Raw genomic sequence first — 20,390 nt, forward strand, 5'->3', positions numbered from 1 at the left:
TATCACCTCACCGAGATCATGGGAACATCAACGCCCTGTCCTCCTGGCCCGTGAAGTGCCTTATCACCGGGTAGATGACCAGGGTGATCAGGGCGTTGTAAAGGGCCAGGCCGGCGATGACGCCGAAACTGAACGGGGGCCGCGGCTCCAGGCCCACCAGGGCCCAGGTGGCGAACTTCATTAACTCCTGCAGGATGGAGCCGAAGAAGACGATGATCATCGGCCAGATCACCGATTTGGAGATGACCCTCTGGCGCAGTTCCCCGCTGAAATAGCCGACGATGATCTTGGCGAAGGCCGAGACACCCACCACCGCGGTGGAGAAGATATCCTCCAGCAGGCCCGCACAGAAACCGAAGAGCGCCCCCTGTCCCGGGCCCTCGAAGAGCGCCCAGCAGATGGTGGCCACCAGCAGGATGTCCGGTTTCACCGCGCCTATGCCTATCTCCGGGGATACCGTGAGCTGGATGAGCAGGGCCACTACCAGCACCACGAAGAAGGTCAGCCTGCGGTGGACCATGCTATCCTCCCCCCTCGGCCGCCAGTGGCGTCGTGCTCGGTGGCGGCGAGACCACCACCATCACCCGGTCAAGGCGGGTCAGGCTCGCCCTGGGATCGATGACGATGCCCACGGAGAGGTCGGCGCGGCGTTCGCTGATCTCGGTGATGGTCCCGATGGGTATGCCGGAGGGGCAGGTCCCCCCGAGGCCTGATGTGACCACCACGTCCCCCGTCTTTACGTCCGCATCCTGGTTGAGGAGCTCGAGCCGCACGCCTCCCCTCCCCTCGCCTTTCACCACGCCCATCTCCGCGTTGGCCTGGAGCATGGCGCCCACCGAGCTCTTGTCGTCGGTGATCAGTTGCACCACCGACGCCTCGGAAGTACAGAGGATTATGCGCCCCACCAGGCTGCCGTCCTCGCTCAGGACCGCCATGTATTCCTGCAGGCCGTCGGAGTAACCGGCGCCTATCTGGATGGTCTGCTCCCATATGTCCGGGTTGGCCCCGATGACGTCCACCACCAGGAACCCCAGGTCGGACCGGCTCTCCTTCACGGCGATCATACTCTTGAGAGTCTCGTTCTCCAGCTTCAGTTCCTCGCCCTCGTCCACTTCCTTCTGCAGCTTCTCGACCTCTTCGGCCAGGCGGTTCCGCTCGCTGTTTGCGTCTCCCAGGTCGGCCAGGTAGCCAAAGCCGTCTTTGACCGGACTCAGGACCTTGCTCATGCCCTTCTGCAGGGGGGAGACGATGTCCAGGGAGAAACGCTGCAGGCGGTGGAAGAGCCCGTCCTTGCTCTCCCGCGAATACACGGTGACCAGGAGCACGCAGATGATTATCAGGGTGATTATCAATACGCGCTGTCTGCGGTTCTGTCTTTCGACCATGATATCTCAGCCCCGGTTTAATGCCGGGACGAGGAGATCAACACCTTCTTCATGATCTCGAACTCCTCGAGGCACTTCCCGGACCCGATGGCCACGTCCGAGAGCGGTGAACCGGTGACCTCCACCGGCATGGCCGTCTCATGGCGGAGCCTCTCGTCAAGCCCGGTCAGCAGGGCCCCTCCTCCCGTCAGCATTATCCCCCGGTCCATGATGTCCGATGCCAGCTCCGGGGGAGTCTTGTCCAGCGTGGTCTTGACCGCGTCGACGATGGCCGAGATGGGTTCCTCTATGGCCTCCCGTATCTCCTCTGCCAGGACCACGATGGTCTTGGGGAGGCCGGTTACCAGGTCCCTCCCCCTTATCTCGGCGTTTATCTCGTCGCCCATGGGGAAGGCCGAACCGATCTGGATCTTGAGCTCCTCTGACGTCCTCTCCCCGATCATCAGGTTGTATTCCCTCTTGATGTAGTTGATGACCGATTCGTCCAGTTCATCTCCGCCTATGCGGATGGACTCGCTAGTCACTATGCCTCCCAGAGAGATGACCGCCACTTCGGTGGTGCCTCCCCCGATGTCCACGACCATGTTCCCGGTGGGCTCGTGGATGGGAAGGCCCGCTCCGATGGCCGCCGCCATGGGCTCCTCGATGATATAGGCGGCCCTTGCCCCGGCCTGGATGCAGGCCTCCTCCACCGCCCTCTGCTCCACTCCGGTGGTGCCGGAGGGCACGCAGACTACCACGCGCGGCCGGGCAAAAAGCCTCCTCTTGTGTACCTTCTGGATGAAATACCGCAACATCTTCTCGGTGACGTCGAAGTCCGCGATGACCCCGTCCCTCAGGGGACGTACGGCCACGATGTGTCCGGGCGTGCGGCCGATCATCCTCTTGGCCTCCGCGCCCACCGCCAGGATGGCCCCATTGGAGGTGTTGATGGCCACCACTGAGGGCTCGTTGAGGACAATGCCCTTCCCGCGTACGTAAACCAGGGTATTGGCTGTCCCCAGGTCTATGGCCATGTCCCTTCCGAGCATCTCCCACGAAGAGAACACGTGGTTCACCTTTCCATCATATATTTGACGGCCCGAAGGCCGCCTCTGTGCTTCAAATTATTCTATCATACACGGCTGATTACCCTCGTGACCTGCAATGATATTCGACGGCCCGCTCTACTTATCCTTGTTAGAGTGGCGAACCGCCCGGCCGGCCACAAGGGGATAGACGGGGCCCGCCAGATCGTTGTTCCCCCGGAGATTACAGTTCCGGGAAGAACAGCGCCACCTCCCGGGCGGCGCTCTCCGGCCCGTCGGACCCATGTACGATGTTCTCGGTTATCTCGAGCCCGTAGTCTCCTCTTATGGTCCCCGGTGGGGCATCGGCGGGATCGGTGGGGCCCATGAGTTTCCTGACCACGGCGATGGCCGTTTCGCCCTCCAGCACCATGGCCACCACCTCACCCGAGGTGATGAAGGAGACCAGTTCGGGATAGAATGGCTTGTCTATATGCTCGGCATAGTGGCGGGAGGCCAGCTCCTCGTCCACCTGCAGCAGCCGCATGGCTACGATCTTCAGGCCGAGGCGTTCGAAGCGCGAGATCACCTCCCCAGCCAGTCCCCTCCTCACGCCGTCCGGCTTTACCAGCACCAGGGTCCTCTCGCTCGGCATATAAACCTCCGTTGTCTATAGCTTCCAGCAATAACTGTTCCGTGCGTACCCGTGCCAGGCCCGGCCGATCGGAATCGGCCGGGCGACTGGCACCGCCGCGTCGCCCTCCGGGCGCCGCTGTCGCCTACGCGCTTACGCGATGCAATCTATCGTAACCTATTTTAGTAGTAGTTAGCGTTTATTCTGGGCGTAGCCCGAGGGCGCCGCGCGCCTCCCCCACCGTGTACAGCGAGCCGGTCACGCAGACCATGTCCGACACCGTCGCCATAGTGCGCGCGAACTTCACCGCCTCCGCCACGTCTTCCACCACCACGCAGTCATGCCCCATCTCCTTCACCAGGGCCGCCAGAGCGTGCGCCGGCATGGCGCGCTCGTCCGCGCTCTGAGTGACCACCGCCGTGGAGGCCAGGGGGAGGAGAAGCTCCAGCATGTTCCGCGCGTCCTTGTCCTCGAGTATTCCCACCACCAGGATGAGGTCGTCGTAGTCGAGGTCGTTGCTGATAACGTGCGCCAGCCTGCTCGCGCCGTCAGGGTTATGGGCCCCGTCGAGGAGTACCAGGGGATCGAGGGAGACCACCTCGAGGCGCCCCGGCGACTTCACCCTCTTCATCCCGGCCTCCACCTCCGTGGAGGACAGGGCCGAGAGCGAGCCCGCGTACGTCTCGCATGCCGCCACGGCACAGGCGGCGTTCATCGCCTGGTGCTCCCCCAGCAGGGGCACGAATAGTTCAGGATATTCCCGCAACAGGCCCTGGATGCCCACGGCCTGGCCTATTCTGCCCGTCTCCAGGCCGTAGGTCAGGTTATAGAGGAGCTGGAAGTCCCGGCCGAAGAGCCGGAGGGTGCTCCCCTTTTCATCGCAGGTTCGGGAGATCACCTCCAGGGCTGCCGGGTCGCTAACCGCGGAGATGACGTAACTGTCCTCCTTGATGATGCCCGCCTTCTCGCAGGCGATCTTCTCCAGGGTCCCGCCCAGTTCGGCCACGTGGTCAAGGGCCACGCCAGTGATCACCTGCAGGTGCGAATCGACCAGGGTGGTGGCGTCCCACCTGCCCCCCAGCCCCACCTCGATCACGCCGACATCCACTTTGAGCGCCGCGAAGTGCACGAAGGCCATGGCCGTGGTGACCTCGAAATAGCTCAGTGGGTCGCCGGTCTCCGCGTCCGTCTCCTCCACCTGCGGGATGATCCTCTCCAGCAGCGCCGCGAAATCGCGCTCCGGCACCGGCCTGCCGTTTATGCAGATGCGCTCGGTCACGGACTGCATGTGCGGCGACGTATAGCGAGCCACCTTCTTCCCGCTCACCTCGAGGATGGAGGAGATCATGCGCGCGGTGGAGGTCTTGCCGTTGGTGCCGGTTATATGGATGGAGGGGAACTCCAGCTGCGGCTCCCCCAGCTTGGAGCAGAGCAGCCGAATACGGTCCAGGCTGGGCTTGATGCCGTGCCGGGCCGCCTGCCCCAGATACCGCTCCGCCGCCTTGAAATCCACCATCAACCTCTCTTATGGCGTTTATGGGGTCGGTTCTTGGATTTTGGATACTCCGGTATGTTTGCGATCAGCACAGAAAAACACCGCTTCCATACAGGCACTTTGCTTTAGATACCATATTATGGAATCCAAGATCCAAGACCTGACCCCTTTATCCTCCGAGCAAGGCCAGTTGCTCCCGCAACTTCTCTATCTTGAGGCGGTTGTCCGCCAGCCTGCGCCGCTCCTTCTGCACCACTTCCGGGGGCGCCTTGGAAAGGAACTGGTCGTTGGATAGCTTGGCCTGGAAGCGCTCGGATTCCTCCTCCAGCCTGGCTATCTCCCGCTTGATGCGCGCCGTCTCCTCGGAGAAATCCCCGCCCGCGAGGGGGATGAACACCTCCACGCCTGCCGCCAGTCCGCGCGCGAAAGAAGCGGGGTCCGCTACCTCAGCGGCTATCTCAAGGCCGGAGAGGCGGGCCTGCGAGGTGACGTATTCCATGTGTTCCGTGATGAGGCCGCCCCGCCCTTCTTCGAGCGGCACCACCACCGCGGCCAGGCGTGCCCCCGGCTGTACCCCCATCTCCGAGCGCAGGCGGCGCATGCAGGTGATGATCTCCCGCAGTATCCCCATCTCCTCCTCCGCCGCCGCGTCCCGCCATTCCGGGCGCGGCCGTGGCCAGGGGGCCACGGTTATGGATTCGCCGCTCGCCGGCAGGCGTTGCCAGATCTCCTCGGTGATGAAAGGCATGAAGGGGTGCAACAGGCGCACGGCATGCTCCAGCACCGTCCACAGCACGTACTGTGCCGTGAGCTTTCCAGCCTCGTCCCCGCCGTAGAGGCGAAGCTTGGACAACTCCACGTACCAGTCGCAGAAGTCACTCCAGAAAAACTCGTAGAGGGCGCGGCAAGCCTCGCTGAAGTTGTACGCCTCGCAGTACTCGTCCATGGTGGAGATGAGCCCGCTCAAGCTCGACAGTATCCAGCGGTCTGCCAGGGTGTATTGCAGCCCGCCGGTGCCCTCAGCGGCGGGATCGAACCCCTCCAGGTTCATGAGGGCGAAGCGGGATGCGTTCCATATCTTGTTGCAGAAGTTGCGGCTGCCCGCGATGCGCTCCTCGGAGAGGAAGACGTCCCGCCCCGGCACGGCGATATGCCCCAGGGTGAAGCGCAGGGCGTCCGCGCCGTACCTCTCGATGACGTCCAGGGGGTCGATGACGTTCCCCGAGGACTTGCTCATCTTCTTCCCCGACTCGTCGCGGATGAGGGCGGTCACGAAGACCTCCCGGAAGGGCACGTCCCCCATGAAGTGGATGCCCAGGAACATCATGCGCGCCACCCAGAAGAAGATGATGTCGAAGGCGGTCACCAGCACCGAGGTGGGGTAGAAATACTCCGGCTCCGGGACGTCATCCGGCCACCCCAGGGTGGAGAAAGGCCACAGTCCCGACGAGAACCAGGTGTCCAGCACGTCCGGGTCCTGCTCCAGCTCCCCCCCGCACGGGCAGGCCGCAGGGTCCTCGCGCGAGACGATGACCTCGCCGCACTCCTGGCAGTACCAGGCCGGTATGCGGTGCCCGAACCAGAGCTGGCGCGAGATGCACCAGTCGCGGATGTTGTACATCCATTCGAAGTAGGTCTTCTCCCAGCGCACGGGGACGAACTTCGTCTTCCCTTCCTCCACCGCCGCGATGGCCGGCTCCGCCAGTTTCGGCATGCTCACGAACCACTGCTTGGAGAGGTAGGGCTCTATGACGGTGTGGCAGCGGTAGCAGTGTCCCACGGCGTGCAGGTGGGGCTCCACCTTCTGCACGTAGTGCATCTTCTCCAGGTCGCGCACCACGGCATTGCGGGCCTCGTAACGGTCGAGTCCCGCGTAGGGGCCGCCGTTCTCGTTGACCACCGCCTCGGGGGTGAGGATGTTTATCTCCTCCAGGCCGTGGCGCCTTCCCATCTCGAAGTCGTTGGGGTCGTGGGCCGGCGTCACCTTGACCATGCCCGTCCCGAACTCGGGGTCCACGAAGTCGTCGGCGATGACCGGCATCTCCCGCCCCAGCAGCGGCAGGACGACCGTCTTGCCCACCAGGTGGCGGTAACGGGGGTCGCGGGGGTTGACAGCTACAGCGGTGTCCCCGAGCATTGTCTCCGGCCGCGTGGTGGCGACGTAGATGGGCTCGCCGGTGTCCTTGACGTCGTAGCGGATGTGCCACAGCTTGCCCTCGGTGTCCTCGTGCTCCACCTCGATGTCGGAGATGGCCGTGAGGCAGCGCGGGCACCAGTTGACGATATAGTAACCCTGGTAGATCAGCCCCTCCTCGTAGAAGCGCACGAAGACCTCGCGCACCGCGCGAGAGCACCCCTCGTCCATGGTGAAGCGCTCCCGCTCCCAGTCGCAGGAACAGCCCATCCTCTTGAGCTGGGTGATGATGGTGCCGCCATACTTGTCCACCCACTGCCACACCCGCTCCAGGAAAGCCTCGCGCCCTATCTCCCAGCGGTCGGTGCCCTCCTCGGCCAGGGCGCGCTCGACCACGGCGTGGGTGGCGATGGCCGCATGGTCGGTTCCCGGCAGCCACAGGGTCTCGTAGCCCTGCATGCGCTTGCGGCGGATGATGAAGTCCTGCAGGGAGTTGTTGAGGGCGTGGCCCAGGTGGAGCGACCCGGTGACGTTAGGTGGGGGTATGACGATGGTGAAAGGCTCCTTGTCCGGGTTGACCTCGGCATGGAAGTATCGGTTCTTCTCCCAGAAGGCATACCACCTGTCCTCGACCTCGGCCGGCTCGTACGCCTTGGTTATCTCATCGCTCGGGGCGCCGCCACCGCCCTCGGCTGCCTCTTTTTTCACCTGCATTTCTCCTCTTCCACCTGCCGATTGGCACGAAACGCGTGTTCCCATGCATGGTATGAAGCAGCCGCCCCTTTGTCAAACCTCACTGCAGTAATTATAGTCGGCTGCGAGAGATCGTGGGGGAGATGGGGTCAGACGGGGTCAGCCCCTGACCCCACTCCCTTTGTCACATGTCGGGGGCCGACCCCGTCGTGGTAGAATAACCTCCAACAGCGAGCGTTATGGAACGAGGCGAGAAGAAGGGTGTGCTGATATGCCGGCGAATGCCAGGGAGCATTACAACCACGTGACCGACTCATGGAAAGAGTTCATGGGGGACAACCTCCACTTCGGTTATTTCGAGACCGAGGACATGGAGCTGGCACGGGCGACGGACCTGCTCATTGAGAAGCTGCTGGAGTTGAGCGACATCAACGCGGACAGCCACGTCCTGGATGTGGGGTGTGGTATCGGCAACCCGGCCTTTTACATCTACGATAAGTTAGGCTGCAGCATCGACGGCATATCCACCAGCGAGCGCGGCGTCCAGCTTGCCAGCACCACAGCCCGCGAGAGGGGCTACGACGGCGTGAATTTCAGGGTAGCCGACGGGGTGGCCAACGGGTTCCCGGACGGCAGCTTCGACGTGGTATGGATCATGGAGGCCTCGCACCTCTTCAGGGATAAACGGGCGCTCTTCCGGGAATGCCATCGCGTGCTAAAAGCCGGCGGCACCTTCGCCCTCTGCGACGTCACCCAGGCAAAGCTCCTGCCCATGCATAAGGGGGTCTGGCACTTCCTCAAGCACCTCCCGGAGTATTACCAGCTGATGAAGGCCTTCGGGCCGGCGCAGGTGATTACCCTTGGGGACTATTGCAACCTGCTCATCGAGGCTGGTTTCAACGATGTCACCACCGTCGATATCTCGCGACAGGCCCTTCCCACCATGACCAGGTGGAAGGAGAACGCCATGCGTTACGCGCGCAGCGGCGGCGATGCTTTCGCGAAGAAGGACGTGGATATCTTCATCCGCGGCTGCGAGATCGACGAGGCCTTCATGCAGCAGGGCATCTACGGCTACGGCATGGTCCGAGCGGTGAAGAGGGGCTGAGGGGGCGGACCTTGGGAACGGTGGCGCTTATCGTCTTCCTCGGCTCCCTGGCCATGGGGTTCATCTGCCTGGTGGTGCTGGTCTATTCGGCCCTGCGCATCTACCGCACAGCCCGCTATGCCTACAAGGACACGCAGCCATGGGTGAAGCTCTTCCGGGAATACCTCGAGGAGTTGCAGGCCGCGGCCAGGATCATGGAGGGGCGGGTCCAGGGCATCAACGGGACCAGCCAGGAGATAAGGGAGAACGTGGAAGATATCCGGGATGCCCTTGAAGAATTGAACTCACACCCGCTGCTGCGCACGGCCCGCTTCGCCGGCCGCTTCCGCCGCTAGGCGCTCTCCTCGTCCTTGTACTCGGCCCCGGAGGTCACCAGGGTGGGCTCGATGCCCTTGTCCACGGTGTCCTTGGTCACCACGCAGCGGATGATATCGTTGCGGGAGGGCAGCTCGTACATCACGTTGAGCAGGCTCTCCTCCATGATGGCGCGCAGGCCGCGGGCGCCGGTGGTCCTCTGGGTGGCCTTGCGGGCGATGGCACGCAGCGCCCCGTCGGTGAAGCGCAGCTCCACCCCGTCGAACTCGAAGAACTTTTTATACTGTTTGACCAGCGCATTCTTGGGCTCGGTGAGGATGCACACCAGGTCCTCCTCCTTGAGGCCGTGGAAGGCGGCGATCACCGGCAGCCTGCCCACGAACTCGGGTATGAGCCCGTACTTCAGCAGGTCCTCGGGCATGACCTGCTCCAGGACCTCGCCGATCTCCTTGTCCTCGCGCTTGCGCACGTCGGCCCCGAAGCCCACGCCCTTCTTGCCGATGCGGTTCTCCACGATGCTCTCCAGCCCGGCGAATGCGCCGCCGCAGATGAAGAGGACGTTGGTGGTGTCGATCTGGATGAACTCCTGGTGGGGATGCTTGCGGCCCCCCTGGGGCGGCACGCTGGCCACCGTTCCCTCGAGGATCTTGAGCAGCGCCTGCTGCACGCCCTCGCCGGAGACGTCGCGGGTGATGGAGGGGTTCTCCGACTTGCGGGCGATCTTGTCCACCTCGTCGATATAGATGATCCCCGTCTCCGCCCGCTTAACGTCGTAGTCCGCGGCCTGGATGAGCTTGAGCAGGATGTTCTCCACGTCCTCGCCCACGTAACCGGCCTCGGTGAGGGTGGTGGCATCGGCGATGCAGAAGGGCACGTTGAGCACGCGCGCGAGGGTTTGGGCCAGCAGGGTCTTGCCGCAACCGGTGGGGCCGATGAGCACGATGTTGCTCTTCTGCAGCTCCACATCGTCATCTGAGTAAGAACCCACCTGGATGCGCTTGTAGTGGTTGTACACTGCCACCGAAAGTATCTTCTTGGCCTTCTCCTGGCCGATGACGTAGTCGTTCAAGAAATCGTAGATCTCACTGGGCTTGGGCAGCTCCTCCAGGCGCAGTTCCGGGGTCTCGGAGAGCTCCTCCTCGATGATCTCGTTGCAGAGGTCGATGCACTCGTCGCAGATGTACACGCCCGGGCCGGCTATGAGCTTCTTAACCTGCCGCTGGCTCTTGCCGCAGAAAGAGCACTTGAGCAGGTCGCCGCCTTCTCCGAACTTCGCCATTGAGGTCTACCTCCGTGTTTTGCCTGTCTCTAACAACGTCCCCGCCGGCACACTATTACTTATCGGCCGCCGCGTCCGCTTCATTACATCCTTTTCGCCACCGGTCCCGCCATACCCGTATGAGACGCCTACTTGAGCTTCGCCTCTTCCTCCACCTTCTTCTCGATCAGGGCATCGATGACCCCGTATTCCATGGCCTCTTGCGCGGTCATGATGAAGTCGCGGTCGGTGTCCGCCCTGATGCGGTCCAGGGGCTGTCCGGTGTGGTCGGAGAGTATCTTGTCCAGGAGGTCGCGCAAGCGCAGTATCTCGCGGGCATGGATATCGATGTCCACCGCCTGGCCGCTGGTTCCCCCCGCCGGTTGGTGCAGCAGCACCCGCGAGTGGGGGAGCGCGAAACGCTTGCCCGCCGCCCCGGCGCAGAGCAGCAACGCCGCGCCCGACGCCGCCTGCCCGATGCAGATGGTCGAGACGTCCGAGTTCACGTACTGCATGGTGTCGTAGATGGCAAGGGTGGAGGTGACCACCCCTCCCGGACTGTTGATATAGATATGTATGTCCTTGCCCGGGTCCTCGGAATCGAGGTGGAGGAGTTGGGCCATGACCACGTTGGCCACGTGGTCGTCAATCTCCGTACCCAGGAAGATGATGCGGTCCTTGAGCAGGCGAGAATAGATGTCGAAAGACCGCTCGCCGCGGTTCGTCTGTTCGATCACGATAGGTATGAGGCTGGTATCCATATCTCATCACCCTTTTCTTCCGCGAAAACGTCTATTTAAGAAAGATTATACCCGCGCACCGACAACAGCCGCCTCGATATCTATCCTTCCTGCTCCGGTGCCTGGTCATCCCGTGGCGGGACCGCTTCGGTGGGGTTCTCTTCGTCTGCTTCCGCCTTATTCCCAACGGTTTCTGACTTCGCCTCGGCGGTTTCGGTTCCGGAGGCCGCTTTGCCTCCTTCACCGGCAAAAACGGCATTGTCCCCTAAAAACTTGAGGGCTTTTCTGCGCCGCAGGTCCTCGCGCATCTCCTCCAGCGCGCCCCGCTCTTCCAGAACCTTGCGGAAGCTCTCTGCCGGCACCCCGAACATCTCCGCCCGCGCCGCTACCTCTTCCTCCAATTCCTCGTCACCGACCTCCAGGCTTTCCGCGCGGATCACCGCGTCCAGGATCAGCTCATTGCGGATGAGCTTCCTGGCCTCGGTCTCGAACTCCTCCTCCATGCGCTCCGGTGTGTAATCGACCGCCTCGAGGTAATTGTCCAGGGTCAAGCCGCTCGAAGAGAGGCGGGCCTCCAGCTCGTGCTGGCGGTGGTGGGCGTAGTCCTCCACCATCTTCTCGGGTATGTCCACCTCCAGGCCTTCCTCCAGCTTCTTGAGCACCTGCATGCGTACTGACTCCTCGGCCTGTGCCTTCTTGGCCTCGGCCAGCTTGCCGCGGATGTCCTCCTCCAACTCGGCTATGGTGTCGAATTTGCTGGCCTCCTTCGCGAAATCGTCGTTGGCTTCGGGTAGCTTCTTTACCTTGACCTCCTTCACTATCACCTTGAACGAGGCGACCTTCCCGGCCAGCTCCTCGTCGGGGAACTGCTCCGGCATCTTCACCTTGATGTCCAGGATATCCCCCTTGCGCTTTCCCCGCAGCTCCTCGTTGAACTCGGGCCAGATGTTCTCCGTGCCGATCTCCAGCATGAAGTCCTTGGCCGATCCGCCCTCGAAAGCCACGTCGTTAACCGTGCCGTCGAAGTCGATGAGGGCGAAGTCGCCGTCGGCGAGTACCTTGCCAGAGACCACGTCCAGCTGCGCGAACTTCTCGCGCATGCTGCCCAAGACCCTCTCCACCTCCTCAGCGGTGACCTCTTCGTCCGGGCGCTCCACCTCAACGCCCACGTAGCCAGCCAGTTCCACCCGGGGTTTTATCTCCACCGTGGCCTCGAAAGCCAGGGGCTTCCCCTCCGCGATCTCGATCTCGTCGACATCGATATCGGGCTCGTCGATGGGCTCGATGCCCAACTTGTCCAGGGCTTCCGCGTAGTAGTCCGGCAGGTTGGCTTGCTTGACCTCCTGGTAGATAGCGTCCATACCCAGTCTGGCCTGCAGCACGCGGCGCGGCACCTTTCCCTTGCGGAAACCGGGGATGGTCACCTCCCGGGCGATATCGCGAAACGCGCGGTCCACCGCCTTGCCGATGTCCTCCGCGGGGACCTCGACCCTTATACGCACCTTGTTCTTGTCTACTTCCTCCATCTCAGCTTTCACGGCCACCTCACGTGCTCCTTCCAGTCATATCTTCACTCGCTCGGACCGGCGTAAAAAATCCCACCCCCGTGCGGGTGCGGGAGCTCCTGGTGCGAGAGGGGGGACTCGAACCCCCACGGTCATAAAACCACTGGGTCCTAAGCCCAGCGCGTCTACCATTCCGCCACTCTCGCCCGATTATCCGGGGTTCAAGAACGATAAATATACTACTACTTGCATAAAGACGAGGCAAACAGCCGCATCAGCGCCGCATCGGGTCACGACGGCCAGCATCGCGTAAGTAAGGTTTTCGCCTAGCGAAAGCCTCATTGCGGGAAGTGGAGCGACGTGGCAACCTCGATTGGGTCTTGCGCTGAAAAAATGGGGGGCTGGAGCGCGACGGCGCCAGTCGCCTGGACGATTCCGATCGTCCAGGCCTGGCACATATGCTCCGGGATGCAACGACCCATGCAACTGTTTTCAAGTGCTATAATCTCCTTGCGGAACGTGCGCCTGTAGCTCAAAGGATAGAGCAGCGGACTTCTAATCCGCAGGTTGGAGGTTCGAGTCCTCCCAGGCGTGCCAGAAAGAACGTGGTGGGCGTAGCTCAGCCGGAAGAGCACTGGGTTGTGGCCCCAGAGGTCGCGGGTTCAAGTCCCGTCGCTCACCCCAGCATAAGGAGCAAGGGCTAAAGCCCTTGCTTTCGCTTTCAGCATACAGACCGGGCGCGTCCAGCCGGTTCCGCCGTCGCAGGCCCGCCGGAGATAATCCGCGTGTATGGCGCCACCGGCCTCGCGGGCCGTGCAGGCAGCTTCCCGTCCTCGCGTCCGCCCCCCCGGATCATGGCGGTAGCTCGACCGGCACTTGCATCCGCGGCGTTCCGGGGTGAGAATTGAGTATGCTCTATACGGCTTTATCCGAGAGGTTCTATTGAAGGCAAATCTGCCCAGGAAGATATGGCTCATGCTGGTGGTCCTCTACGCCACCTTGCGGATATCCATCCAGAACATCTACAAGGTCTACCTCGGGGGCGGGTATGACCGCGCTTTCGGCGACAGGATATTCCGCTGGTATGCCAACACCCTGTGCGACTCGGTAAGGATGCGCCGAACCGTCAACGATCCCTATGGCCTGGAGCTGGAGCCGGGCAGGCCATACATGGTGATGTGCAACCACCGCAGCCTTTACGACATCCCCCTGTCGGTGGCCAGCCTCCCCGGCAGCCTGCGTATGCTCACCAAGCAGGAACTCCGCCGCGTGCCCATCTGGGGAAAGGCGCTGGATTGTGGGGAGTTCGTCTTCATCGACCGCTCCGACCTGGAGAAGGCCAAGCTCTCGCTGGCCGAGGCCCGCAAGGTGATGCAGAGCGGCGTACTCTTGTGGGTGGCCGCCGAGGGCACCCGCTCCAGGGACGGTACGCTCGGGGCCTTCAAGAAGGGGGGGTTCATCACCGCCATCGAGGCGGGAGCCACCATCATCCCGGTGGGGATACAGGGCACGGAGAAGGTGATGCCCCCGCGGAAATGGGATTTCTACCTCGACCAGGAGGTCACCTTCAGCATCGGCGCGCCCATCGACGCTTCCGCCTACACCCTCGAGCAGAGGGACGAGCTCATCGCGGCGGTGAGGGCTTCCATCGCCGAGCTCATCGGCGAGAGCGCTTGATGGCCAGCAAGGCGAAGGGCACTCACAGATGGCGGTCTATCAGCCGCAGCGAGGTCCTGAGGCCCGCCACTGCCAGGCGGCGGTTGACGCGCCAGAACAGGTCGAGGAGTTTGGTCTCGATCCCCGCGTTTACGATGCCCCGGTCGCGCTCCACCGCGCGGACCACCTGCTCGGCGACCCTGGCGGGTGTGCCTATCGATCCACGCAGGAACCGGACCGTCCTTGAGCCCTCCATGGCTTTAGGATCCAGGGACATACGCCCGGCCGGCGAGATGAGCCGCATCGAATCGGCGATGTTGGTGTTCATCGCGCCCGGGCAGACCACGGAGACCCCGATGCCGTAGGCCGCGCCTTCACCGCGCAGGCTCTGAGAGAAAGCGAGGACCGCGGCCTTGAGCGTGCCGTACGCGGACATCAGCGGCAGGGGGGCGTGCGCCGCCGCGGAGGATATGTTTACTATATGCCCGCGGCCCCTCTCCTTCATGCGCGGGTAGAAGAAGTGGCAACCGTAGATGACGCCCCAGAAGTCAATGCCGGCTATCCACTCCCAGTCGTCTAGGGTCAGCGCCTCGAAGCGGCCGGCGCAGGTCACGCCGGCGTTGTTGACGAGCACGTCTACCGCCCCCGAGCGCTCGAGCACGTGCTCGCTCCACGCTCCCACCTGCTCCGCCCGGGACACGTCCACCACCTCCATAGAGACCTCTGCGCCCGCGCGCTCGAGCTCCCGGCAGATGCCGCACAGCCTGTCCGAATCCACGTCGCACAGCTCGAGGCGCGCTCCCCTCCGCGCGAACGCACGTGCGATCTCGGCGCCGAGGCCGCTCGCCGCCCCCGTGACCGCCACCACCTTGCCGCGAAAATCATCCATCCCTCTCCCCTTCTTGTCGCTTCCCACCGCTTTCGCGTCTTTATGCGCTCCCGTGCAGAAGGCTCTTTCAGGCGGGTGCGCCGCCCTTCTCTCTCTCCGCCATGCGTTCTCTGACCAGGTCCTTCAGGGGGATGCCCATCTCCTTGAACTTCCTGTATTCGTGTTTCTGGTGCCAGCCCCAGATGATAAGGAAGGAGATTATGGCGCCCCGCCGGAACCAGGCCTTTCTGTCCTTGCCCCAGGACTCCGCGATGGAACCACAGCAATGGCCGATGATCAATGCGATGAACAGCATCGGGCGACCTCCAATCTCCTCCTTTTGTACCGATATTGGTATCGGAAGCCGCGCAGGTCTCGATAATACCTCGAGCGGGGGCCGGCAGGCTCGGGCGGGGCCCTACTCCACGATGTAGTGGAGATAGCTGATGGCCGGTTTGGATACGGGCCGGTAGTCCCCCAGGTCGTGCTGGTAGCGGCAGTCGGTCAGGGGGCCGCAGTCGGACCCGCCCCAGGTGCAGCGCCCACCGCTGATGAGGAAGACCTTCTCCATGCGGAAATGGCTCTTGCGCCCCAGCTCGGTGTAGCCGGCCATCTTGGTGTTGGGGTCGGTGCCCATGATGGGCGCGGCCAGCCGGGGGACAAGCCTGCAGTAGAGGGGATTGCGCGCGACCACGTCGGGGACGAGGCGCAGCATGGGGTTCATCAGCTTGAGCAGGAGGGTCGCCTTGTAGTCCACCTCGATGCGGAGCCGGCCTCTCTCCCCCGTGTCCAGTTCGATGGTCCAGCGGCCGTCCTGACGGCGCGAGGTGATGTCGGTCACCACCTGCTCGTCGGAGCGGTGGATGGTCGAGAGGAGGTCCCTGCCCGCCTCGTTGGAGGCGTAGAGGGTGCGGAAGTCGTCGGGGGTGAAGTGCATGAGGGCGCTGTAGGGCCCCACCGGCGTCTCGTCCCAGTCCTCGAAGAAGAATACGTCGTCCGGGCCGAACTGCATGGTGATGATGAACCAACCCTTCTCAACGATCATCTCTTCCCTCCCGCTCCTCTCAGGCCGCCGGGCATTGATTTATTGAAGGCCGGGCCCATCCCGGCCTTTGTCCCTGGTCGGGGTGGGCGGATTTGAACCGCCGACCTCATGCTCCCAAAGCATGCGCGCTAACCAAGCTGCGCTACACCCCGTCGCCATGATTATAGCATCGCCTTTGCCGGTGGCGTTCTATGCTAATATATCCTCGTGGCGAGCGGGAGTAGCTCAGATGGAAGAGCGAGAGCCTTCCAAGCTCTAGGTCGCGGGTTCGAGGCCCGTCTCCCGCTCCATTTTTACTATTTTCTTGTGCTAAAGGAGACGTGGGCCTCAGGGCTTCCGTCTATTCTTATTTCCCAACGGTACCTCTTTCCAGGCTCCAGCTTGAGATTGGTGAAATTGAGGGCCTGTTTTACGCTGATTGGGGAGCCAGGTGGTACATTTGGGGGACGCCCAGCATTGAAATTTCCCTCTACTATTACTGGTGATGAAGGCTCCCCGACCATAACTTTTTCACCATCTTCAGTTTGCAGCTCGAGTTCAAATCGATGGTCTTGATTCGTCTCTGTCCATCCTACCTTTATATCAACGGCAAGCCCCATATGGTTGATGAGTGCATTACATATGTCCCATCCTCCACCAAGGATAAAGAATTTACCTTCCACAACTTCAGCGGCATCACAAAGCATCACCATTATCTCCAATTCAATCACCTCCCCTCCGTCATGTTGGAGTTGATGCTTATATCCCTAAGCTCTCCTTCGGTACTATCGAAGTTGACTATGGGATCATATTCTGCAGCATTTCCGGAAAAAGCTATGCTTCTGGTCACAAAGAATCTATACGGCTGGCCATATAGATTCTTGCTAACCAAGTTCTTAAGATCATAGATGCTGCTTTCCTGCTCTTCTATTCTCCTGCATAGAATCTCGGCTAGCTTGAACGTTGGTACCTTTTCACTTTTCTTCAATAGCCCCTCTCTTATCATTTCTCTTGCCAAGGTTGACGTTGGCATGTTCATTTCTCTCGCTTGGTCCACAAGCATCCTCAGCAATTCGGCATCTATTTTCATACTAAACACGGTGGATTTCTCCCTGGCTGGTGCAACCTCCAGCTCGATTCCTCCAACTTCATCCCAACCTTCTTCAAACATTGTCTCTTCGTCGTCTGCAAACTTCATTTCTTTACCTCCATTGCGGTGATACAAAACCAGGTACCCTCTTCCCTGCTATCTGGATTAATGAATATCTTTAGCCTTCTCCCTCCACGAGTCTTCCCAATCACTTTGAAGCGATATCCGTGCTTGTGGCTGAATTCTGGAATTATCGTTCTTTCTTCATCCTCAAAAATGACCTGCTCAATCTCTTCGTAATCAATATGGTGTTTCCTCTATAACTTGTCGATAGTGTCAAAAGTCCAGCTCAACCGTTCTATTCTATAGTGTAGAACCATCGATTCTCCTATAGTAATACCATAAGTATTACTATTATAGACATGTCTCGGCGCTTCTGCAACTGCTCCAAGAAAGGAGAAGGAAGTGGGTGAGGCGAGGAAGTCCAATGATGATAGTGAGGTGAACGGGGTGGCTTAGAGATGTGCTATAGACCAGAAGATGTGGTACTCTCCGGCAAGCTCATGATTATTTACACATCAAATATTAGTGCTACGAAGATGGCCTCCCGCTCCATTTTCTTCTCTCGCTGCTTAGTGCGATTCCAGGAGTTCCTTGAGCTGCCTTACAGCCTTGCGCGAATTCCGCGTGAGCGCCCTGTTGATGAACAGCTTGTCCAGATATTTGAACCAGCCCGGCAGGTAGAAGACCATCTCCCGTTCCCAGTGCGTACCGCCGGCCTCCGGCCGCAGGTCGTAGGTGATCTTCACCTTCTGCCCGTGGCGCTCGCTTTTCGCGCGGATGACCCAGCGGTGCGGCGCCTCGCGCTCCTCCACCTTCCAGGCGAACCTGTCCCGCGCCATGCCGAACCTCACGACCTCGACGATGGTCTCTCCCTCGAGGGCGGGATGATCCACGTCACCGGAGACCGAGACCGTCGCCGGGTGCCATTTCACCCAGTTCGCGGCCGTGGTGATGAAGTCGAAAACCTCCTCGATGGAGCGGCCGATGTGGGTGGATACGGTCGCCGTTGACTTGATCGTGCTCATGTCCTCTCCCATCTGCTCATCATGGCACGTGGATGGTCGCGGCGGTTTTCATGTCCCTGGCCTTTATCCGACAAGGTCGAAGAACCAGGCGGGTTCGCCCCGCTCCAGCAGGGAGCGCAGGCGCCGCAGGGCCTTGCCGCGGTGGCTGACGGCGTTCTTCTCCTCCATGGACAACTCCGCCATGGTCCTCTCGAGGCCTTCCGCGATGAAAACGGGGTCATACCCGAACCCCCGCTCTCCCCGGGGAACGGTGGTGATATGCCCCTCGCAGGTGTCCCTGACCTCCACGACCTCGCCCCCGGGCGAGGCCAGGACGAGGACGCAGACGAAGCGCGCACCCCGCGACCCGGTCTGTATTCCCTCCATCTCCCGCAGCACGCGGGCGATGTTGGCGGCGTCGTCCCCCTGCCTGCCGGCGTAGCGGGCGCTCAACACCCCCGGCCGGCCTCCCAGGGCCTCCACCTCCAGGCCGGAATCGTCCGCCAGGGCGGGGATGGCCGCCCAGCGCGCCAGGGTCAGGGCCTTGGAGGCGGCGTTCTCCTCGAAGGTATCCCCTTTCTCCTCCAGGTCGGGCCAGCCCGCGAGGTCGCCCGAGGTCACGACCCCGATGTCCAGCCCGGAGAGGACGGCCCGTATCTCCCCGATCTTGCCGCGGTTGCCCGTAGCCAGGACCAGGCGCCTCGCGCTCAAGCGTCCTCCCCGAGGGACGCGGTGCCGTCCGGGGCGAAAAGGGCCTTGTTCTGCAGCCAGGTCACCTGCTCGATGCCGGCGCGGGCCAGCTCGAGCATGGCGTCCAGCTCGTCGCGGCTGAAGGCCCTCCTCTCGCCCGTCCCCTGCACTTCGATGATTTCGCCGCTGCCGGTCATGACCACGTTCATGTCGACCTCCGCCCCCGAGTCCTCATCGAAGTCCAGGTCCAGGAGGGGAGCGCCGGCCACGATACCCACGCTCATGGCCGCCACGGACCCGGTGAGCGGCACCTCCGGCAGCCTCTTCTCCTCCACCATGCGGCGGAAGGCGTCGTATAGGGCCACGTATGCGCCGTTGATGGCGGCGGTGCGGGTGCCCCCGTCGGCCTCAATGACATCGCAGTCCATCCACAGGGTGTATTCCTTGAGCGCCTCCAGGTCGGTCACCGCCCGCAGAGACCTGCCTATGAGCCGCTGTATCTCCAGTGTCCTGCCCCCCTGCCTGCCGGATACCGACTCGCGGTTCATCCTCTCCCGGGTGGAGCGCGGCAGCATGCCGTATTCGGCGGTCACCCATCCCCTGCCCGACCCCCGCAGGAACTGCGGCACTTTGAACTCCAGGGTGGCGGTGCAGATCACCCTGGTCCTGCCCATCTCCACGCAGGCCGAACCCTCGGCATGCAAGATATAATTGCGGGTTATCTTCATGCGGCGCAGCTCGTCCGCTTTCCTGCCGTCACGCCTGGACATCCGTCACACCTCCCTGCTGTTTACCCCGCCGCTACCCGCAGGGGCAGCCGCACCCTCTCGACCTTCTCCACCTCGGGCCCCAGGAATATACGGCCCAGGCCGATGGCCTGCTCGATATCGCCGGAGCACATGAAGCGGTAAGAGGGTGGCACGGGGGAACCGCGCAGGTACCCCCTGCGCACCAGGTTCTCCTCCACTTCCCTGGCCACCTCCTCGTCCGAGCTGATCAGGCTCACGCCGCCCCCGGCCTCCTCGCCGATCACCCCGCTGATGAGCGGGTAGTGGGTACACCCCAGGATGAGGGTATCCACGCCGCGCCTCAAGAGGGGGGCGAGGTAGCGGCGCACCTCCTCCCGCACCCCCGGGCCCTCGACCTCGCCCCTCTCCACGAAGTCCACCAGCGAGGGGCAGGCACGCGAGTGCACCTTGGCCCCGGCGTCCAGGGCGTGGATTGCCTTGAGGTAGGCGCGGCTGGATATGGTGGCCTGGGTGCCGATGACCCCGATGCGGCGGTTGTGGGTGGCCTGCACCGCCCCCCGCGCCCCCGGCTCCAGCACCCCCAGCACCGGCACACGGCACCTGCGCTGCACCTCCAGCAGCCCGGCGGAGGTGGCGGAATTGCAGGCGATGACGATGAGCTTAACCCCCAGGTCCTCCAGGAAGACGGCTATCTCCAGGGCGAATTCGCGGATCTCCCTGAGGTCTCGGGGGCCGTAGGGCCCACGAGCGTTGTCCCCGAAATAGCAGATGGACTCGTACGGAAGCCTCCGCATCACGGCCTTCATCACCGTTAGGCCGCCCACGCCGGAGTCGAATATACCGATGGGAGCGTCGTTCAAGCCTTCCTTCCTCCTCTTCTCCGCCCGCTCCACGGGGGCGGACATATTGACTTACTCCTCACGACCGAAACATCATTAGATTCTAGCACACCCCCGCCGGTCTGCTGGCGCG

The 20,390-nt window shown here is 62.3% G+C and carries 21 protein-coding genes and 5 tRNA genes; 6 read left to right on the top strand and 20 right to left on the bottom strand.

The annotated features are described in order from the left end of the window. Positions 1–16 precede the first annotated feature (16 nt). From mreD to AB1384_04625, 6 genes are all read right to left on the bottom strand, one after another. On the bottom strand, positions 17–520 hold the full coding sequence (mreD, locus tag AB1384_04600) for a rod shape-determining protein MreD (GenBank protein ID MEW6553552.1): 504 nt from the start codon (positions 518–520) through the stop codon (positions 17–19). Position 521: 1 nt separating this feature from the next. After that, entirely contained in the window at positions 522–1,385 is an 864-nt protein-coding gene (mreC, locus tag AB1384_04605; GenBank protein ID MEW6553553.1) for a rod shape-determining protein MreC, read from the bottom strand. Positions 1,386–1,402: 17 nt separating this feature from the next. Beyond that, positions 1,403–2,416, bottom strand: a complete 1,014-nt coding sequence (locus AB1384_04610; protein MEW6553554.1) for a rod shape-determining protein — start codon at positions 2,414–2,416, stop codon at positions 1,403–1,405. A gap of 220 nt (positions 2,417–2,636) precedes the next feature. Next, positions 2,637–3,047: a nucleoside-diphosphate kinase gene (gene ndk / locus AB1384_04615; protein ID MEW6553555.1), complete on the bottom strand. Its 411-nt coding sequence runs from the start codon at positions 3,045–3,047 to the stop codon at positions 2,637–2,639. 178 nt (positions 3,048–3,225) lie between these two features. Next, positions 3,226–4,542, bottom strand: coding sequence for a folylpolyglutamate synthase/dihydrofolate synthase family protein (locus tag AB1384_04620; protein MEW6553556.1), 1,317 nt, complete (start codon positions 4,540–4,542; stop codon positions 3,226–3,228). A gap of 148 nt (positions 4,543–4,690) precedes the next feature. Then, positions 4,691–7,363, bottom strand: coding sequence for a valine--tRNA ligase (locus AB1384_04625; protein ID MEW6553557.1), 2,673 nt, complete (start codon positions 7,361–7,363; stop codon positions 4,691–4,693). Between the two features lie 256 nt (positions 7,364–7,619). Here AB1384_04625 and AB1384_04630 point away from each other — a divergent pair, with 256 nt between their 5' ends. Together AB1384_04630 and AB1384_04635 are read left to right on the top strand one after the other, a co-directional pair. Next, positions 7,620–8,456, top strand: a complete 837-nt coding sequence (locus AB1384_04630; protein ID MEW6553558.1) for a methyltransferase domain-containing protein — start codon at positions 7,620–7,622, stop codon at positions 8,454–8,456. Positions 8,457–8,467: 11 nt separating this feature from the next. Next, the gene (locus AB1384_04635; protein MEW6553559.1) at positions 8,468–8,791 is read left to right on the top strand and encodes a hypothetical protein; all 324 of its coding nucleotides are present in this window, start codon (positions 8,468–8,470) and stop codon (positions 8,789–8,791) included. On the opposite strand, the gene clpX is transcribed toward AB1384_04635, so the two are convergent. From clpX to AB1384_04655, 4 genes are all read right to left on the bottom strand, one after another. Next, positions 8,788–10,050, bottom strand: a complete 1,263-nt coding sequence (clpX, locus tag AB1384_04640; GenBank protein ID MEW6553560.1) for an ATP-dependent Clp protease ATP-binding subunit ClpX — start codon at positions 10,048–10,050, stop codon at positions 8,788–8,790. The genes AB1384_04635 and clpX overlap by 4 nt on opposite strands. 128 nt (positions 10,051–10,178) lie before the next feature. Further along, positions 10,179–10,790 carry an ATP-dependent Clp protease proteolytic subunit gene (locus tag AB1384_04645; GenBank protein ID MEW6553561.1) on the bottom strand — a complete coding sequence of 204 codons (612 nt, stop codon included), beginning with the start codon at positions 10,788–10,790 and terminating at the stop codon, positions 10,179–10,181. A gap of 80 nt (positions 10,791–10,870) precedes the next feature. After that, the gene (tig, locus tag AB1384_04650; protein MEW6553562.1) at positions 10,871–12,313 is read right to left on the bottom strand and encodes a trigger factor; all 1,443 of its coding nucleotides are present in this window, start codon (positions 12,311–12,313) and stop codon (positions 10,871–10,873) included. Positions 12,314–12,394: 81 nt separating this feature from the next. Continuing rightward, positions 12,395–12,480 (bottom strand) — tRNA-Leu (locus AB1384_04655). A gap of 315 nt (positions 12,481–12,795) precedes the next feature. Here AB1384_04655 and AB1384_04660 point away from each other — a divergent pair. The 3 genes from AB1384_04660 (at position 12,796) to AB1384_04670 (ending at position 13,951) form a co-directional block, all read left to right on the top strand. Further along, a tRNA-Arg gene (locus AB1384_04660) sits at positions 12,796–12,871 on the top strand. A gap of 11 nt (positions 12,872–12,882) precedes the next feature. Continuing rightward, a tRNA-His gene (locus tag AB1384_04665) sits at positions 12,883–12,958 on the top strand. 258 nt (positions 12,959–13,216) lie between these two features. Then, the gene (locus tag AB1384_04670) at positions 13,217–13,951 is read left to right on the top strand and encodes a lysophospholipid acyltransferase family protein (GenBank protein MEW6553563.1); all 735 of its coding nucleotides are present in this window, start codon (positions 13,217–13,219) and stop codon (positions 13,949–13,951) included. A gap of 22 nt (positions 13,952–13,973) precedes the next feature. On the opposite strand, the gene AB1384_04675 is transcribed toward AB1384_04670, so the two are convergent. From AB1384_04675 to AB1384_04690, 4 genes are all read right to left on the bottom strand, one after another. After that, positions 13,974–14,819 (bottom strand): SDR family NAD(P)-dependent oxidoreductase, encoded by an 846-nt coding sequence (locus AB1384_04675; protein ID MEW6553564.1) that lies wholly within the window; start codon positions 14,817–14,819, stop codon positions 13,974–13,976. A 67-nt stretch (positions 14,820–14,886) separates the two neighbouring features. Continuing rightward, a complete protein-coding gene (locus tag AB1384_04680; protein MEW6553565.1) occupies positions 14,887–15,114 on the bottom strand; it encodes a hypothetical protein in 228 nt (75 codons plus the stop codon). Positions 15,115–15,216: 102 nt separating this feature from the next. Beyond that, a complete protein-coding gene (locus tag AB1384_04685) occupies positions 15,217–15,843 on the bottom strand; it encodes a hypothetical protein (GenBank protein ID MEW6553566.1) in 627 nt (208 codons plus the stop codon). Positions 15,844–15,917: 74 nt separating this feature from the next. Then, positions 15,918–15,995, bottom strand: a tRNA-Pro gene (locus tag AB1384_04690). A gap of 62 nt (positions 15,996–16,057) precedes the next feature. On the opposite strand from AB1384_04690, the gene AB1384_04695 reads away from it, so the two are divergent. Further along, positions 16,058–16,133: transfer RNA gene (locus AB1384_04695), tRNA-Gly, on the top strand. 6 nt (positions 16,134–16,139) lie between these two features. On the opposite strand, the gene AB1384_04700 is transcribed toward AB1384_04695, so the two are convergent. From AB1384_04700 to murI, 6 genes are all read right to left on the bottom strand, one after another. Beyond that, the gene (locus AB1384_04700) at positions 16,140–16,553 is read right to left on the bottom strand and encodes a hypothetical protein (protein MEW6553567.1); all 414 of its coding nucleotides are present in this window, start codon (positions 16,551–16,553) and stop codon (positions 16,140–16,142) included. Then, positions 16,550–17,020, bottom strand: coding sequence for a hypothetical protein (locus AB1384_04705; protein MEW6553568.1), 471 nt, complete (start codon positions 17,018–17,020; stop codon positions 16,550–16,552). Before AB1384_04705 ends, AB1384_04700 begins: the two co-directional genes overlap by 4 nt. A 524-nt stretch (positions 17,021–17,544) precedes the next feature. Next, positions 17,545–18,000, bottom strand: coding sequence for an SRPBCC family protein (locus AB1384_04710; GenBank protein ID MEW6553569.1), 456 nt, complete (start codon positions 17,998–18,000; stop codon positions 17,545–17,547). A 63-nt stretch (positions 18,001–18,063) separates the two neighbouring features. Continuing rightward, positions 18,064–18,690: an XTP/dITP diphosphatase gene (locus AB1384_04715; GenBank protein ID MEW6553570.1), complete on the bottom strand. Its 627-nt coding sequence runs from the start codon at positions 18,688–18,690 to the stop codon at positions 18,064–18,066. Continuing rightward, positions 18,687–19,439 (bottom strand): ribonuclease PH, encoded by a 753-nt coding sequence (gene rph / locus AB1384_04720; GenBank protein ID MEW6553571.1) that lies wholly within the window; start codon positions 19,437–19,439, stop codon positions 18,687–18,689. Before rph ends, AB1384_04715 begins: the two co-directional genes overlap by 4 nt. 20 nt (positions 19,440–19,459) lie before the next feature. Further along, positions 19,460–20,323, bottom strand: coding sequence for a glutamate racemase (gene murI, locus AB1384_04725; protein MEW6553572.1), 864 nt, complete (start codon positions 20,321–20,323; stop codon positions 19,460–19,462). Positions 20,324–20,390: the final 67 nt, after the last annotated feature.

This window comes from Actinomycetota bacterium (assembly GCA_040757835.1).
Lineage (GTDB): Bacteria > Actinomycetota > Geothermincolia > Geothermincolales > RBG-13-55-18 > SURF-21.

Coding starts and splice junctions, on each gene's coding strand:
- mreD (MEW6553552.1), bottom strand. CDS start 520: ATGGTCCACCGCAGGCTGACCTTCTTCGTGGTGCTGGTAGTGGCCCTG.
- mreC (MEW6553553.1), bottom strand. CDS start 1,385: ATGGTCGAAAGACAGAACCGCAGACAGCGCGTATTGATAATCACCCTG.
- AB1384_04610 (MEW6553554.1), bottom strand. CDS start 2,416: ATGCTCGGAAGGGACATGGCCATAGACCTGGGGACAGCCAATACCCTG.
- ndk (MEW6553555.1), bottom strand. CDS start 3,047: ATGCCGAGCGAGAGGACCCTGGTGCTGGTAAAGCCGGACGGCGTGAGG.
- AB1384_04620 (MEW6553556.1), bottom strand. CDS start 4,542: ATGGTGGATTTCAAGGCGGCGGAGCGGTATCTGGGGCAGGCGGCCCGG.
- AB1384_04630 (MEW6553558.1), top strand. CDS start 7,620: ATGCCGGCGAATGCCAGGGAGCATTACAACCACGTGACCGACTCATGG.
- clpX (MEW6553560.1), bottom strand. CDS start 10,050: ATGGCGAAGTTCGGAGAAGGCGGCGACCTGCTCAAGTGCTCTTTCTGC.
- AB1384_04645 (MEW6553561.1), bottom strand. CDS start 10,790: ATGGATACCAGCCTCATACCTATCGTGATCGAACAGACGAACCGCGGC.
- AB1384_04675 (MEW6553564.1), bottom strand. CDS start 14,819: ATGGATGATTTTCGCGGCAAGGTGGTGGCGGTCACGGGGGCGGCGAGC.
- AB1384_04680 (MEW6553565.1), bottom strand. CDS start 15,114: ATGCTGTTCATCGCATTGATCATCGGCCATTGCTGTGGTTCCATCGCG.
- AB1384_04685 (MEW6553566.1), bottom strand. CDS start 15,843: ATGATCGTTGAGAAGGGTTGGTTCATCATCACCATGCAGTTCGGCCCG.
- AB1384_04705 (MEW6553568.1), bottom strand. CDS start 17,020: ATGAAGTTTGCAGACGACGAAGAGACAATGTTTGAAGAAGGTTGGGAT.
- AB1384_04710 (MEW6553569.1), bottom strand. CDS start 18,000: ATGAGCACGATCAAGTCAACGGCGACCGTATCCACCCACATCGGCCGC.
- rph (MEW6553571.1), bottom strand. CDS start 19,439: ATGTCCAGGCGTGACGGCAGGAAAGCGGACGAGCTGCGCCGCATGAAG.
- murI (MEW6553572.1), bottom strand. CDS start 20,323: ATGTCCGCCCCCGTGGAGCGGGCGGAGAAGAGGAGGAAGGAAGGCTTG.